17 protein-coding genes are annotated in these 15,605 nt (G+C 42.3%); 5 read left to right on the forward strand and 12 right to left on the reverse strand.

Translation table 11 applies throughout. From position 1 onward, the window contains the following. Window positions 1-64 precede the first annotated feature (64 nt). Window positions 65-910 carry an oxidoreductase gene (locus tag JI735_RS33220; protein WP_039834016.1) on the forward strand — a complete coding sequence of 282 codons (846 nt, stop codon included), beginning with the start codon at window positions 65-67 and terminating at the stop codon, window positions 908-910. Window positions 911-1,022: 112 nt separating this feature from the next. On the opposite strand, the gene JI735_RS33225 is transcribed toward JI735_RS33220, so the two are convergent. Both JI735_RS33225 and JI735_RS37125 read right to left on the reverse strand, forming a co-directional pair. After that, window positions 1,023-1,838 (reverse strand): NAD(P)H-dependent flavin oxidoreductase, encoded by an 816-nt coding sequence (locus tag JI735_RS33225; protein WP_267919084.1) that lies wholly within the window; start codon window positions 1,836-1,838, stop codon window positions 1,023-1,025. A 20-nt stretch (window positions 1,839-1,858) separates the two neighbouring features. Beyond that, window positions 1,859-1,981: a nitronate monooxygenase gene (locus JI735_RS37125; RefSeq protein WP_267919085.1), complete on the reverse strand. Its 123-nt coding sequence runs from the start codon at window positions 1,979-1,981 to the stop codon at window positions 1,859-1,861. 132 nt (window positions 1,982-2,113) lie between these two features. On the opposite strand from JI735_RS37125, the gene JI735_RS33230 reads away from it, so the two are divergent. Further along, window positions 2,114-2,473 carry a winged helix-turn-helix transcriptional regulator gene (locus JI735_RS33230; protein WP_280631857.1) on the forward strand — a complete coding sequence of 120 codons (360 nt, stop codon included), beginning with the start codon at window positions 2,114-2,116 and terminating at the stop codon, window positions 2,471-2,473. Window positions 2,474-2,561: 88 nt separating this feature from the next. Here the strand turns inward: JI735_RS33230 and JI735_RS33235 are convergent, their stop codons facing one another. After that, a complete protein-coding gene (locus tag JI735_RS33235) occupies window positions 2,562-3,242 on the reverse strand; it encodes a TetR/AcrR family transcriptional regulator (protein WP_233476185.1) in 681 nt (226 codons plus the stop codon). A 142-nt stretch (window positions 3,243-3,384) separates the two neighbouring features. Here JI735_RS33235 and JI735_RS33240 point away from each other — a divergent pair, with 142 nt between their 5' ends. After that, a complete protein-coding gene (locus JI735_RS33240) occupies window positions 3,385-4,353 on the forward strand; it encodes an aldo/keto reductase (protein ID WP_039834020.1) in 969 nt (322 codons plus the stop codon). A 328-nt stretch (window positions 4,354-4,681) separates the two neighbouring features. Here JI735_RS33240 and JI735_RS33245 read toward each other — a convergent pair whose 3' ends face one another. Then, on the reverse strand, window positions 4,682-5,551 hold the full coding sequence (locus JI735_RS33245; RefSeq protein WP_039834021.1) for an AraC family transcriptional regulator: 870 nt from the start codon (window positions 5,549-5,551) through the stop codon (window positions 4,682-4,684). A gap of 141 nt (window positions 5,552-5,692) precedes the next feature. Between JI735_RS33245 and JI735_RS33250 the strand changes: the two genes are divergently transcribed. Then, window positions 5,693-6,883: an MFS transporter gene (locus tag JI735_RS33250; RefSeq protein ID WP_039834022.1), complete on the forward strand. Its 1,191-nt coding sequence runs from the start codon at window positions 5,693-5,695 to the stop codon at window positions 6,881-6,883. Between the two features lie 128 nt (window positions 6,884-7,011). Here JI735_RS33250 and JI735_RS33255 read toward each other — a convergent pair whose 3' ends face one another. The 5 genes from JI735_RS33255 to JI735_RS33270 all read right to left on the reverse strand — a co-directional run bounded on the left by JI735_RS33255 (window position 7,012) and on the right by JI735_RS33270 (window position 11,271). Beyond that, entirely contained in the window at window positions 7,012-7,221 is a 210-nt protein-coding gene (locus JI735_RS33255) for a hypothetical protein (RefSeq protein WP_157771302.1), read from the reverse strand. Window positions 7,222-7,420: 199 nt separating this feature from the next. After that, the gene (locus JI735_RS37130) at window positions 7,421-7,615 is read right to left on the reverse strand and encodes an alpha-L-rhamnosidase-related protein (protein WP_267919088.1); all 195 of its coding nucleotides are present in this window, start codon (window positions 7,613-7,615) and stop codon (window positions 7,421-7,423) included. Beyond that, the gene (locus JI735_RS37625; protein ID WP_325175563.1) at window positions 7,590-7,823 is read right to left on the reverse strand and encodes an alpha-L-rhamnosidase-related protein; all 234 of its coding nucleotides are present in this window, start codon (window positions 7,821-7,823) and stop codon (window positions 7,590-7,592) included. Before JI735_RS37625 ends, JI735_RS37130 begins: the two co-directional genes overlap by 26 nt. Then, entirely contained in the window at window positions 7,741-8,520 is a 780-nt protein-coding gene (locus JI735_RS33265; protein WP_051051616.1) for an FGGY-family carbohydrate kinase, read from the reverse strand. Before JI735_RS33265 ends, JI735_RS37625 begins: the two co-directional genes overlap by 83 nt. 267 nt (window positions 8,521-8,787) lie before the next feature. Then, window positions 8,788-11,271 (reverse strand): glycoside hydrolase family 3 protein, encoded by a 2,484-nt coding sequence (locus JI735_RS33270; RefSeq protein WP_202676857.1) that lies wholly within the window; start codon window positions 11,269-11,271, stop codon window positions 8,788-8,790. Window positions 11,272-11,466: 195 nt separating this feature from the next. On the opposite strand from JI735_RS33270, the gene JI735_RS33275 reads away from it, so the two are divergent. Beyond that, a complete protein-coding gene (locus JI735_RS33275; RefSeq protein WP_039834028.1) occupies window positions 11,467-12,444 on the forward strand; it encodes an AraC family transcriptional regulator in 978 nt (325 codons plus the stop codon). 77 nt (window positions 12,445-12,521) lie between these two features. Here JI735_RS33275 and JI735_RS33280 read toward each other — a convergent pair whose 3' ends face one another. Genes JI735_RS33280 through JI735_RS33290 form a run of 3 tightly spaced genes read right to left on the reverse strand, consistent with a single transcriptional unit; the run spans window position 12,522 to window position 15,605 of the window. Continuing rightward, entirely contained in the window at window positions 12,522-13,379 is an 858-nt protein-coding gene (locus JI735_RS33280) for a class II fructose-bisphosphate aldolase (protein ID WP_039834029.1), read from the reverse strand. A 22-nt stretch (window positions 13,380-13,401) separates the two neighbouring features. Further along, window positions 13,402-14,538, reverse strand: a complete 1,137-nt coding sequence (locus JI735_RS33285; protein ID WP_039834030.1) for a carbohydrate kinase family protein — start codon at window positions 14,536-14,538, stop codon at window positions 13,402-13,404. 32 nt (window positions 14,539-14,570) lie between these two features. Further along, the gene (locus JI735_RS33290) at window positions 14,571-15,605 is read right to left on the reverse strand and encodes a TIM barrel protein (RefSeq protein WP_039834031.1); all 1,035 of its coding nucleotides are present in this window, start codon (window positions 15,603-15,605) and stop codon (window positions 14,571-14,573) included.

Consider the following 15,605-nt stretch of genomic DNA (forward strand, 5'->3'; position numbering starts at 1 on the left):
ATTTGACTTCAAGCATACTTTAAGTAGTAGACTATGATGCATAACTACTTAGAGGAGTGATTATATGTCTTTGCAGGAAAAAGTTTGGATTATCACTGGATGCTCTACCGGCTTTGGGCGTCACATCGCGAAGCATGCAATTAATGCAGGTTACAAGGTTGCAGTCACTGCACGCAATCTTGAAGCGATCCGGGATATTACAGAAGGCCATGAAGAAAATACGCTTACTTTGCCGTTAGATGTAACAAACAAAGATCAGATTAACAGCGTGGTTTCTAAGACAATTGAAAAATTCGGCCATATTGATGTATTAGTAAACAATGCCGGCATTGGTTATTTTGCTTCCGTTGAAGAAAGTATCGAAGAAGAAACACGGAAGATGTTCGAAATCAACTTCTGGGGTCTTATGCATATGACCAATGCCGTCCTACCGTATATGCGAAACCGGAAGTCCGGCCATATTATTAATTTCTCTTCCATCGGCGGCTTAGTCTCTTTCCCTACACTTGGTTACTATCACGCTACGAAATATGCCCTTGAGGGTATTTCTGAGAGTCTTGCTCAAGAAGTAGCGTCATTCAATATTCATGTAACATTGATTGAACCCGGCTCCTTCCGCACTGATTGGGGCGGTCGTTCTTCAGTAAAAACCGAGACACTAATTTCTGATTATAGTGAATCCTCAGTAGGCCAAATGTTGAACTTTTTACAGCAAGGAGGCGGGCAAGAAGCGGGTGATCCTGCAAAGGCTGCAGAAGCAGTTATCATGGTCGCTCAAGCCGATAAACCACCGCTTCGTCTACTTCTTGGTGAAGGAGCCTATCTGGGTGCCACAACTAAATTTACAAACTTACTTGCAAGTATAGAAGAATGGAAAGAGACAACACTCAACGCTGATTTTAAAAACTAATCATCTGTTGTCTCAATTTAAAGTGTTGTCTGACTACTATAGTTGGACAACACTTTTTAATTGCTCATCCGTAATAGGAGCGGAGCAAACAGGTACTCCCCCCTTCTGCAATTCAGCTTATCGAATGAGCTACTTCCTCAATAATTTCCTTGCATGTATTAATTTGTTTGATCCCTCCTGCTGCTGGCGAGATGCTCAACGTCCCATTCACTAAATCACCTTCCAAAATGCCTATTTTGATCCCATCTTTATAATATTTTAAGGCTTCTTCTTTCTGCCCGTTCTTTAGTAGCTCATAAGCTTTTTTTCCTGCTTCAGTTGGAATCGTTCTTTCGTTCGCGCCTTCTAATTCTAGAAAATCTTCACTGTTTACATTTATAATGGCTTGCTTGGCAGTAATGCTCGCAGGATTCTCCAGTGCAGTAATAAATCTTGTTCCCATGTAGACACCTTCTGCTCCCATCGCAAATACGGCTTTGGCACCTTTCCCATCAACAATTCCTCCCGCTGCAATAACAGGTACGCTAACAACGGATGTAACTTGAGATACTAGAGAGGATGTACTTATATCGTACTGGCTAATGTGCCCTCCTGCTTCTCTTCCCGTAACAATTAAGGCATCGACGCCTAACTGGTCTGCTTCAATCGAACTCTGAACTGTAGGATTAATAGGTCTATATAATATTGTAAAACCATGTTTCTTCAATTTTTCCACTTCACTTCTGATCATTTTAAAACCAATTGCAACGACAGTTTTCACTTGTTCCTCAACTAAGACATCAAATAAAGCATTGGTAAAAGGAGAGCTTTCATCTTCGTTATGAGGAAATATATAATTAACTGCAAACGTTTTATTCGTTAGTTGTTTCACTTTTCGGATTTCCGACTTAAGATTTCCAGAGAATTGTTCAAGACTGGAAGCGGGCATATTTTGCCCGGCATTAGGACCTAATACCCCAAACCGCCGGCATTAGATACAGCCGCAACAAACTCAGCCGATGTCACCCAGTTCATAGCTGCTGAGATTACCGGATAGTCAATATTTAATAGCTTAGTGATACGATTATTCATAAAATATTCCCCCTATTTGAGTAAGCTGATTATATTTCATATAATAAAGTTAACTCCCCAAACTTAAAAGTAGGCAATAAAAGTGGAGTTAGTATCATTTAATGTACTATGTACAAGAGAGGGATAAATGATGTGACTAGAATATGCAAAGACGGCTTTCAAAAAGAATTTATAGAAGAATATCCTGTAATTTTTGGTATGGCGTATACACAGCATGTGCTTTCTGGGCGCTGGAAATTTCTTATTCTTTGGTTTTTAAAAACAAAGGAACACCGTTTTGGTGAAATCAAAGCATTGTTAAATGATATTTCACAAGGGTCTCTAACCAAGCAATTACGTGAATTAGAAAAGGATGGTCTGATATACCGTAACGTTTTTCCAGAGGTACCTCCTAGAGTGGAGTATTCACTAACACCAAAAGGGTGTGAGTTCCTCCCCATTCTAGAGATGATGGAGAGCTTTGGATTGAAGTTTGGAAAAACGATCGATTGAAGCCTGACAAGCAATAGTGTGAGAATTAGATAGCTAAAAAGAATGCAGCAAAAGCAAAAGACATCCATAATTGTGGATGTCTTTTGCTTTAAGTTGAATATAAAGCTTTTGATACCTTTAATGTTAAATAATCAATTTTGGGCACAATTAGATTATCATCCACCAAAAAGAGCTTCTCAGGCCTAAACAACTGTATCTTTTTTAATTTGTAAAAGTCATAAAGCACCTGTTCAACCGTCAAATGATTCATTAGTAGGTATTTAGTATCTAACATGGTGGTCAGTAATTGATCTTGCAAAATCAAAACTTGCCCATTTAATTCATTGAAAATTCCATTTTTAATTCCTTCATTGTAAAAGTTGAGCAATTGTTTTTCGCGCTCTTGTATGACAATAAACAATTGTTCATATATCTCTGGATATTCACTGGATAGATCTCTCTTGTATTCCTCAGTAATAAATGTAGAAAGTGAAACCGATTGCTCAAATAACTGTTGAAAACGGGCAGCATACAAACTTTCTTCATTTGGGGGATCAAGTATTATCATTTCCTTGAAAAATTCAATAAAAGAATTTGTGACGATTTGGATAATTTCTTCTTTTGTAGAGAAATATTTATACAAAGTCACTCTACTTATATTCATTATTTTTGCAATTTCATCCATTCGTAAAGAATGAAATCCACTTTTATTTATGCACGGTAACAATCTAAAAAGTAATTTGTTCTGGGTTTCACGAAACTTCTCCATATTTTTTTGCTCATCCTTCAAAATGGTCCCCCCTTTTTTACATAGTATAACTGAAGATTCATGTTTTATAAAGAAAACTATCTTTACACTTATTATTAAACTTGTAAACTTTGTTCGTTAGTGATATGATAATCCCGATTCCAATAACAGAGGAGTGACCGAAATGAAAACACGCAAACTAGGCAACAGTGAAATTACAGTATCGTCGATTGGTTTAGGACTTATGGGAATGTCTGGTTTATATGGTCACAGTAATGACGAACAGTCGATACAAACAATTCAGAGAGCAATAGACCTCGGTGTTAATCTCTTAGATACTGCAGATGTTTATGGAAATGGGCATAACGAAGAATTACTCGGACGAGCATTAAAAGGTCGGCGAGAGCAAGCGATTGTTGCTACCAAATTCGCACATGGACCGAACTTCCAAGGAGTTAACGGTCATCCGGACTATGTTAAAAAAGCGGTAGAAGATAGCCTGCTCCGATTAGATATCGACTATATTGATCTTTATTATCAACATCGTGTTGATCCTAACGTACCTATCGAAGAAACAGTTGGAGCGATGGCAGACCTCGTTAAGGAAGGTAAAGTGCGCTATCTTGGCCTATCCGAAGCATCAGCACAAACTATAAGACGTGCTCATGCTGTACATCCTATATCTGCGCTACAAACCGAATACTCCCTTTGGAGTAGAGATGTAGAGGCCGAAATTCTACCTGTTGTCAACGAATTGGGAATCACATTTGTTGCTTATAGTCCTTTAAGTCGTGGATTTATATCCGGAGAACTACGCAAATTTGAGGATCTTGCAGAGGACGATGTCCGTAGATATTTACCACGATTCCAAAAAGAGAATTTCCAAAAGAACGTGGATATCGTTGATGAGATTACAAAGATCGCCAAAGAAAAAGGCAGTACACCATCGCAACTGGCATTGGCATGGTCATTAGCAAAAGGAGCACTTCCAATCCCTGGAACGAGACGAGTTAGTTTTCTAGAGGAAAATGCAGGAGCTTCGGACATTGTGCTAACTCCAGATGACTTAGCGCGTATTGAAGCTGTTAGCCCTCAGTCTGCTGTTCAAGGTGGTAGATACGATGATATCAGCATGAAAGGTTTAAATATTTGAAGGTAAAGTTAGTTTAATGACACCAGCGGCAGTCTAAGACTTTATTATAGAAGTCTTGGTACGCCGCTGTTTCTTTTAATACAACAATCTAAAACTCATTATTCATTGAACAATTACCGAGCAGCTAAGGTGGTCCCGAATTGCAATATCTTGATCGTGATTGCCGAATCCGGAACCATAGAGAGTCACTCCTCCTACGTTTACAGCCTGCTTGTCATCCACGCACGAAGCGTCAAGAACGAATCCTGCAGCTTAATATCCTCGAGGGTTACCTCTGACATACATTCTTCATGTGCAAGGCCCAGAGTGAGTAAAGAAAACTGGCCGCTTAACGCATTCGCAGATGTTTTGGAGTGACACCAAAGGCTTTTTTAAACATTCGGTCAAAATACCCCACGGTTTCAAATCCGGTCATTTCGGCAACTTCCGAAACGGTATTCCCCGTAGTCAGCATTAATTCTCTAGCCTTATTCAACCTGAACTGAATTAGATAGTCCACAGGAGAAGTATCCGTCCCTTCCTTAAAGCAGCGCAACGCCTCGCTTTTACTTACCTTTGCAGCAGATGCAATATCCAAAAGGCGAAGTTTCTCCCTATAGTTCTCATAAATGTACTCCAGCATCATCCGCAGCCGTGCCTGAGTGTTCAGAAAACTAGGTGTTTGTGGCAATTCCATGCAGGAGTGCCGATGTAAGTACAAACTGCGCCATATGGACGCGATACCAATCTGAACGTCAATCTCTTTTGTTTCTTCCCCTGAATTCAATAGATGGAAGACAGTCTGCAAATTTCGTATGATCTCTTCTTGCCAATGAATACGGCTGCTCAAATATAAGCATGAAATGGAGGAGTACAGAAGGGGTTGTACAAATTTTTGGTATACCGTCTGATTACCACCCGACACTAACTCCGGAGAAAACACGATGTTGGGCACAATCGCTCTCCTACTAGCTTTATAACCGTGAATAATCCTCGTATTTATGAAAATCCCATCTCCTTCGCTGAGCGGCACGGACTTTTCGCCTATCCAATAGTCCGCATGCCCTTCCTGGATGAAAGCAAATTCCACTTCATCATGCCAGTGGCGGTTAATGCAGTGATTTGAAAACTGTGCGGTATCGTCTACATAATATTCAATCGGAAATTGCCGGGAGCCGTGTGTTGCCATCTCCTTCATTTGTTCGTCCGTGACTACCACAACTCTCCCCCCTTTTGGCGATATAGTACTACATTATGAATTAATTATGCAAGAAAAACACTATTTCTCTGTGATATATTTGAACTCGTGTTCAGAAATTTCCCTGGACTCCCGTTTTCGACAACATCGCAGGAGGGTACTATGGCAAGACTTCTATTATTGATTATCTTCATTGCATTTATCAGCTTGGGGATCCCAGATTCACTTTTTGGCACAGCTTGGCCAGCCATTAACCAAGAGTTCGGATTACCGGTTTCGGCAGCAGGATACGTCACATTCGCCATTTCTGGATGTACAATCATTTCGAGTTTGATTAGCGCTAAGGTGATTAACAAGTACGGTACCGGCAAGGTCACTGCAATCAGCGTCATTATGACTGCTGCTGCACTGCTGGGCTTCGCTTATTCATCGAATATACTATGGTTGTGCCTGTTTGCTCTTCCGCTCGGACTGGGAGCTGGAGCTGTAGATTCGGGGCTCAACAACTACGTGGCGCTCCATTATAAAGCCAGCCATATGAATCTTCTGCATTGCTTTTATGGTGTCGGGGTTTCCATCAGTCCTTATCTGATGTCACTTTCGCTTTCTGAACAGAACAACTGGCGGGAAGGTTATTACACGGTTTCTCTGATTCAGGGTGTTATCGCACTCATCGTCTTGCTAACCTTGCCTGTATGGAAGAAAGCTAACCGGAGCCTTCAAGAAGACAGGGGGAATGTATCCAAAACAGTCAGTCTTGCCTATCTGTTTAGGCTACCTTCAGCAAGAGCGGCATGGATGACCTTTATCAGTTCCTGTGCAATCGAGACAACCGCAGGCATCTGGGGAAGCACTTTCCTGGTACATACCAAAGGCTTGTCCGTAGAAAGTGCAGCCAAATACCTCACCTTGTATTATATAGGGATGACAGCAGGAAGACTGCTCTCTGGTCTCCTAGCAGATAAGCTGTCGAGCTGGAAATTGATCCACATTGGACAAAGCATCCTAGCCGCCGCGCTAATAACACTTATGCTACCCATTCAATCAGAATTCTCTGCTTTCGCCCTGTTCATGGTCGGTTTTGGAATCGCGCCTATTTTCCCCAACCTCACCCATCTGACACCAGCAAATTTCGGAAAAGACATCTCACAGTCGATGATGGGAGCCCAGATGGCTGCCTCCTATGTGGGGATTACAATAATGCCGCCACTGTTTGGTTTACTGGCGCAAGGGATTGGTATGAAGTTATTCCCCTATTATCTGGCGGCTCTATTCGTAATCATGATCTTGTCGATAACAACACTAATAAGAAGATTGAAAAAACAAAACCTATATGCTCCCGCCAAAAAGTAAAAAAATCCAAGGGATAAACCCTTTTGTCACCAATACAAAACAAATTTAACATGGGTTCTGATAGTTGAAGCATACAAATGAGACGAAGCGGAGAATCCAGCTTCGTCTTATTTCTTTTACAACTGTTGTCATTTTATATAGCTTAACTGTTCATCCATCTGATCCAGCAATTCTGCTGGCAGTGAATAGATCGCAGCCAGATCCCGGAGGGAGGACACACCTACGGAAGCGCCCAGATCATTCGGATTAATTCCAGCCTGTTCAGATATCATTGTCCGGATTAAGGATGCAGCCTCATCGTGGCGCAGCAGCTCAACCAGCGGGGTTCTTGTGCTCATTTCCCTCAAATAACTCTTTGACGGCAGGTAGTGGATTGAATAGCTGCCGCTCTGCAATTCCAGCCGTACCTCTTCTCCCTGCTGCTCACCGGTGATGCCGGCCTGCTCCCAAGTAAGACCGTTGACCTCTATATCCTTTAAATGGGTATGGGTAATCGAACGCGGGCTGATGCGTTAAAAGGTATTTCGAAATTGAAGCCTAAATGCCCTTGCTCATTGATATCCCAGCCACGCTGCGATACATCCATTCCACAATTGCGCCGTAGGCATAATGGTTCAAGGAATTCATACCTGTACCGCTAATCGTTCCGTCCGGTAGGATGGAATTCCACCGTTCCCAAATGGTCGTTGCACCCAGCTTCACGGCATTAAAGCCAGCTCGGGTAATCGTCATTGAGCAAAAGGGTATAAGCAAGATCGTTGCAGCCATGGGTTGTCAGTACATGATTTAAGTAAGGTGTCCCGACAAACCCTGTTTTCAGATGATTGCGGTCTGCTTTTAACCGCATGCGCAGAGCCTCAACAACTTTGCCGCTGTACCCCTTCAACCGCCATCCCTGGTTGATAGGCTCCGGTACCAATTGATGCTGCAATCTGGTCATGGCATCCGGATACGATGATGATATTTCTGCCGATGCCCAGTTCCTCCGCCACCGAGCTTCTAATCTTCCCGGCAATAGTACCAATCTGAACCGGATTGGGCATCCAAGCCTTGTCGATACCGGCATATTCCAGAATAGCTTCATCCCACTTCAGATGATTGATATCAAAAGCCATCGTCCGGCTGGCCAGAGAGTAATCCATCTGCTGCACACCGCTCAGCATATAGACGATAAAATCGCCGAAACAGCAAATGCCTTGGCATTCTGTTGCCTGACCCGGCCGTTGTTCGCGAGAATACATCAGCTTGGAAACGCTGTACATCGGATTCGGATTCAAGCCCGTCGTTCGGGTTATATACGCTTTGCCAAAATGATTGGTCAAGCGGTCGCATTGCTCTTGACCATCGGGATGCGTATATAACAGAGAAGGAGCCATGGGCTCCATTTGGTGGTTCAGCCATATAGCAGCTTCTCCGAAGGAAGTCACTCCGATCGCTTCTAGAGGTACCTGGATCTGAAGTGCCGCTTCCCGCAAAACATCTTTGGTATAACTCCATACCATTTCCGCATCCAGAGTGTGTTTATCCGTCTGCTCTGTAGGGTACTCTTTATAGGCTTCACCCAGAAAGTGTCCTTCCCGGTTATAGATCGTACATTTGCATCCGGTCGTCCCGATATCAATTCCCGCAATAGCCATTGTTGTTCACCTCCATTTATAGCAAATTTGCTTTGCTCCTTGATGATCTTAACATTTGATCTATTAATCGAAATAGTAATATTCGTTCCGATAAATAGTCATTTTGTTTATAGGCAACCTTAATTCGCAAACAAAAAAACAAAACCGCCCCGGGCAGCTGTTGTATGGCTGCCCGGGGCGGTTTCTAATTCATAAATTCGTTATTTCAGTGAATTCGTAAACTTACATTTAATATATTGGTTACACAAAATTGCAGGTCAGCCAAGGTTATGCTCTCTCCCCTGCTTCAATGGCCGAAACAATATCATCGATATTCTGTTGAGACCCCGGCATTTGCAAGTCATTTCCTGCTTTAATGCATAGCGGACTGGAGGATATAGGATACTTATGAATCTCATCAGTCAGTTTATTGGAAGTGTACCAATCGGTCATTACAACCCCCGCAAAGCCCCATTCATCTCTTGCAGCGGATTGAATTAAATCAAAATGATTGGCTGCATGCGTCCCATTAATCAGATTGTAGGACGTCATAATGGACAAAGGTCTTGATTCTTTCACTGCGATTTCAAAACCTTTAAGATAAATTTCACGTAACGTCCGTTCACTGACATGCGCATTAGTAAACATTCGATTATCTTCATGGTTATTCGCAGCAAAATGCTTTAATGTCGTACCCTGACCGGGATAGTATTGTACCCCTCTTGTTTCAGCTGCTGCACATTTTCCTGTAAGCAACGGATCTTCAGAATAATATTCAAAATTACGTCCGCACAAAGGATTTCTGTGTATATTCATGCCAGGAGCCAACCAAAGGTGGACATGGAATTCCTGCATTTCCTTTCCGACAATCTTGCCAATGTGCTCAATTAAGTTCATATCCCATGATTGAGCAAGTGAAGTCGCAACCGGGATAGCTGTACAGTACTGATAATAATCCACTGATCCTTCCGGTCCTGCTTCGGGGAGTGGATTATAATCAAATCCCATAATTTCTCCGCCAGGCAGCAATTCTCTGTCTGCAGTTGCTCTGAAATGGGGTGTTAGCCGTAAGCCTGCCGGCCCATCGGCCAGAACTATACTTCTAATCCCTCTATCTTCCAGTGTCGCAGTTTCTCCGCCAGCTCCTGGTACAGTAATTGCTGCATTAGCGACGACAGTTGCCCGGCCTCCCGAGGTTCCCACACAAAGCTCCGCCATTTCTTGTACAGTAAGCTGGGCTATTAGCTCTTCTGAAGTAAATTGTTTATTTTTAACTTCATCAATTGTAATTTTGACATCCGGATACTGATCAAGGTATGTGGGTCTTTCGCTTTGATACTTTATTAACTGAAGCAGAATCTCAGATGGATCTAGGGTCAATATTTTTGCATTTTCTTTTTCAAACGCTTCGGAGGCATAAGAATATGATGAGATGTTTCGGGAACTTATCTCTTCCATCGGTTCATCCATCGGGAACAGATTTTTTAACTGCACGGTTTTGACGGTGCTGGATAAATGTATCGCGGCTTCAATTTTAGTGTTTCTGGAGGCATTGCCCACACGGATATAATAGGTACCCGCTTCCATAACCCATGCCGCTTCCTTCTCACTATAGGATGCCATGCTGCTTACCGGAAAAGAAATGGTGAGTATCTCATCTCCTCCGGGGGCAAGCAATTGTGTTTTGGCAAACGCAGATAATTCTTGATATGGTTTTTCCAATGATCCAGCCGGAGCAGAGGTATAGATTTGTACAACTTCTCTGCCGGGATGAATTTTACCGATATTTTTAACCTCAACAGTAACCGATATATTCTCCTCATTCACCGTTATATCCAGCGTCTGGATTGAGAACTCTGTATACGCTTTCCCGTATCCAAAGCAATAGTTTGGCGTAATGTTGAACGTATCGAAATAGCGATAACCTACATAAATGCCTTCCGAGTAATATTCATCGTCTACATCTCCATTCATATGACTGTATGTATCGGAAGAAGGGTAGTCCAGATAGTTCGAGGCCCATGTATCAGTCAGCTTGCCGGATGGAACCGTCTTTCCGAACAAAACATCCGTTACTGCAAAACCGGTAATGTTTCCCAGCTGTCCGATCATCAGAATCGCATTAATCCCCTGAATTTGCAACAATTCCGTTGTATCTATAATCCCTCCAATGTTTAACAATAGAATAAACTTTTTGTAGGAGGCGGCAAGTAAACGAATTGCCTCTAGTTCTTCTTCTGCTAATTGAAATTCTCCCCTGGTATTATTTCTGTCTTTACCTTCTCCGGAATTTCTGGCCAAAACATAAACCGCAGTATCTGTACCGGATTCATGAATATCTTTGGTCGTTACTGCCTGTACATGCGGTTCCAGAAAAGGATTTTTCAAATAGTAAAGAACGCCGGCAGACGATCCGTATTGTTTTTTTACAGCTTCCAGCTTCTCTGTGTATGTTTGCTTGGCTTGTGCCACACACTGGTCGTATTCACCCAGCCAATTCTTAGTTGTCACAGTATAACCCGCTTTTTCCAAACCTTGTTCAATAGCCACAACCACTCTGGAATTGACATCCCCGGATCCGGTGCCCCCTTTTACAGTATGTCTTGCCCCATTTCCGAAGAGAGCTACTTTTTTTGTTTGGGCTGATAACGGCAACGTTCCATCATTCTCCAACAACACCATGCAGTTAGCTGCAAGCGCACGAATGGTTTCCATGTGCGTCTGTTCTCTTTTACTGATTTCTGGCGACGTTGGTGCATAAAATGTAGTCATTCAGATCCTCCTTTTTATCTTCAAAAGAATGCGCTTCCATCATACTGCTTTTACATGTTCCCAACTTGCATAAGTTTATGATTAAGTAGCTACAAATTTACGGTGAAAGTTCTAGCGGCTTTTCCTTGAAAAGAGTCGAAATTAACGGCTTCAACTGATATAGTTAAATATATAGATTGAGGGGAAGACAAATGAATGAAAAAGGAATTTGAAATTATAGACCACCCCAGTATCAAACATCTTAATATTTTCTTAGTGGATATGGACTATCGTACCTCTCATCTGCATAGGGAACTGGAAATTGATCTCGTGCTTGAAGGCAAACTGGACATTCATTCCAAGCAACAGGTCTATCGATTGAACCCTGACTCCTCTATACTGTTAAATACCAATCAGCCGCATGAAATCCGAACCTTAGAAAGCAAAACGACCATTTTATGCCTGCAGATTTCACCCCACTTTTGCAAAAACTATTTTCGGGGAATTTCCAATATTGTTTTTGATTCCGTAACTTTGGAGCAGCATATAACCGGAGATACCTATACATATATAAAATCCCTAATGATTGAAATGGCATGGCAGTATTTCGCAAGGCCAAAAGGCTTTGAATTTTCTTGCATGAGTATGCTGAATTTATTATTCGGGGTTCTTTTGAATAACCTGCCTTATCACCAAATTAGCGACGATGAAAAAAACAAAACTATGGTAAAGGTTGAACGTTTGACCCGGATATTAAATTATATCGATGAGCATTATACCCACAAAATCCGTCTGTCCGATATCGCAGAAAATGAAGGTCTTTCGATGACCTACCTATCCCAGTTTATCAAAGAGAATCTAAATCAATCCTTTCAGGATTATGTAAACAACCTTCGCTTCAGTTATGCTAAAAAACTTCTAGCTGAAGGTATGAAACTGCTAGATATCTGCTTGGAATGCGGGTTCTCCGATTATAGATACATGAATAAAGCTTTCCTTGATAACGTTGGCTGTACACCCGGTGAATACAAGAAAAAGGTTTTGAAGGACAACATCACAAGAAGTATACCAAGCCCTTTAAATACGGTGGAAAACTATTATTCTGAGCAGAATACGCTAAATCTCTTACAAAAGCTGCGCCAGAAACATCTTTCTGTTCTTCGTGAATGTCCTAATCCTTTGCTAGGAATATAAAAATAAACATCAAACATAAAAATCAGCGATTCTCCGTTTAAGAGAATCGCTGATTTTATTTTCGCCTAAAATAAGTGTCAAGCCTTGTTATAAGAATCAAACAAGTCCATTTTTTCCATGACTTTTTCTTTAATCGATTCAACCGTTGCCGGAATCAAATCAATCATTCCCTTGTTGAAAGAGGTGAAATGACGGAACATCGCTTCCACAGCAGCTGTGTTGATATCTGTAAAGATATTCACTTTGCTGATCCCTGACCGAATGGCTTGTTTAAAATCAGAATCGCTTAATCCGGAGCCCCCATGCAGAACCAAAGGAACGGAAGTCGTTCTATAGATCGTTTCTATTCTCTCAAAATCCAGCATAGGCGGACGTTTATAAGCTCCGTGTGCAGTTCCTACCGCGATGGCCAGGGCATCGATACCGGTTTGATCTACGAAATTCTTCGCTATTTTAGGATCCGTAAATAATGCGCTGGGATCCTCCGTTGCATGTTCACCTTCATATGAACCTTCATTATCGCCCACATGACCTAATTCCCCTTCAATAGTAGCGCCGAAGGAATGCGCGAGCTTCGCCATCTCTTTAACTTTACGGACATTCACATCATACGATTCCAGAGAACAATCATACATGATGGATGTAAATCCAAGCTCCAGCGCCTTTGCGCACGCACCCTCTGTCATACCGTGGTCCAAATGAATGGCGACCGGGACTTTGGCCTTCTTCGCCATAGGAATTAAATAGTAAGCTGCTTCCTCCAATGGACAGTAAGAGAAAAATACCTCCGCAGTCCCCATTATTACCGGAGAACTCGCTTGCTCCGCAGCTGCAATAATGCCTCTTGCCATTTCCAGATTCACAGCATTGAACATGCCTATACCATACTTCCCTTTTCGTGCCGGCAGCAAAACTTCGTTCATATTCACTAACATCTTCCCAACCCCCTCGTTTACATTACATTTGACAAATTTTTCGTTTTTCCCAACCACTATTAATTTTCTGCTGGAGCTCTTCAATTGCAAGTAATCCACTTAATGGATCAAACTCGGTTACACAGGAGGCCCCTGCCGCAGCAGCCAACTGAAGGCTTTGTTTAAGGGAGTATCCATTTAACATGGCGTACAAGAAAGCGGCGATACTCGTATCCCCGGCACCTGTTGCCGATACAAGGCGATCCGGAATATAGCTTTCTTCAAAATGCTCCAGTTCTGTCCATTCGGAAATGCACATATCCGGAATAGACAACTGGTTAAAAATATCTTCATTTTCTGCCCGGTAATACAATCCTAACGCACCGCATTTCAATAATAATACTTTTGCCCCCATACCCAGAATTTTATCGGCCAAAGGTTTTACGTCCTCGCTGATTGACAATATTTCAATGATGTCTTTTCCGGCAGCCCGTTGTTGCCAGTCGACGTATCGCTCATGGTCAATCATGTAACAGAGTTCTTCGATACTCGGAACAAAAATATCAACGTAAGGAAGTATCCTGCGCAGAATAGTTTCCCAGTCCACATGGCCTGCTTCAGACTTGGGATCCACAGCAGCCATATCCAGAGATGTAACAACCCCTATTTCTTTTACCATCTTAAATATCCGTATTAGCTGCTCGCCTTCATGTTCATACATCCGCTTCATCAACGGCGGATAGCCGAAATGGAACAAATTCGCTTCCTTGATAGCATCCAGAGAGAGGTCCTCATAAGTAAAGGTATTGTTGCTTCCGGGACTATGCAGAAAGATCCGGTCAACTCCGGGAGCAGCCAAAACGATGGTATACGATGTATTTGAATCATTGCTTACAGCCATATAACTTGTATCCACATAGTCATTTAAAAGATCAAGAACAAGCTTTCCGAAGGCATCTTGTCCGATTTTCCCGTTTAGACTGACGTTTGCACCGAATAAGTTCAAAGCCAGGCCGGTATTTGCCACGACCCCGCCGGTATGAATATCGGCACCCTGCATATGGACCAATTTCCCTGGCAACAGGATATCATTGAGATTGGAGTTTTTATCGAGCGGGAATTTCGGCGTAATATCCAGACATACATGTCCTGCTACGACAACTTTTTTCTTGTGGGGCAATGTCTCCGCACCTCCTTGGATAGGCATTACTGTTAATCAATCCCCATCAGCAGGTTCATCACATACATTTCCAGTCCCTCGAAATCCCTATTTTCTACACATTGCTTCTGGAACTCATAATCAAAACGTTTGGCCTTTTCTTCCAATGTTCTTACAATATTCAAGCTATTCTCCAAATGTTTATAACGGTCTTGATCCTTTGTGGTTCTCATCGCCTTGACATCAAGTCCCACATATTCACCATTGGAGCCGTAATTATTTTCAACCAGCACTTTAATCTGATTAAAGGCCTGACGAAGGTTCTCCACACCGAAGCTTTTGTCTTGATCGAATTTCAAACCGTTCTGATCATTCAGGTGGACACCCCACAGCTTATTCATTGCCAAAGCAAATCCGATTTCGTGGGATGGATCAAGCCCCGCCAATGTTGCATGCGCAGACTCAAGCAAACCACCGACTCTTGAAGGATCTATAGTTGCAGCTGATACGGCAAGAACATGGCCGAGTGTTCCACAAATACTCCGGTCAATGGGCTCATTCGGTTTGGGTTCGATCAAGATTTTAATTTCAGCATCATACTGCAGCATTTTATTGATTGCATCTATCAATTGCTTAGTTGCTGTAACCGGACTCTTACTTTCAGCACAAAGCGTTCCTTCTCTGGCAAGCCACAAAACAACTTTGTCACAGCCCAATTCGTTAGCAATATCAATGGAGCGATAGGATCTCCACATTGCAAATTCTCGGTCTTCTTCAGATCCGGACATGAATCCACCGTCCACTGTATGTCGGTCCATCCATAATCTGGGCGCTACAAATTCGGCAACCAAATTATACTTGTCCAGAAGGGCCTTCACTTTTCTGGCTTCAGTTTTTATTTCTTCATCTGTCAGAACGTTCATATTGGGCACTGCATCATCGTCATGGAATTGGATTGCGCTGAACCCCATTTCAGCAAAAGTTTTGATTTTCTCTTCAAAATCGATTTCCGTACGGGTTGCCGGCCCGTAAGTATCTGCTCCATCATGAACATTCCAAGGGCCGACAGAAAACTTAAACATAGACAT

Origin of the sequence: Paenibacillus sonchi, from assembly GCF_016772475.1 — a bacterium.
Lineage (GTDB): Bacteria > Bacillota > Bacilli > Paenibacillales > Paenibacillaceae > Paenibacillus_AQ > Paenibacillus_AQ sonchi.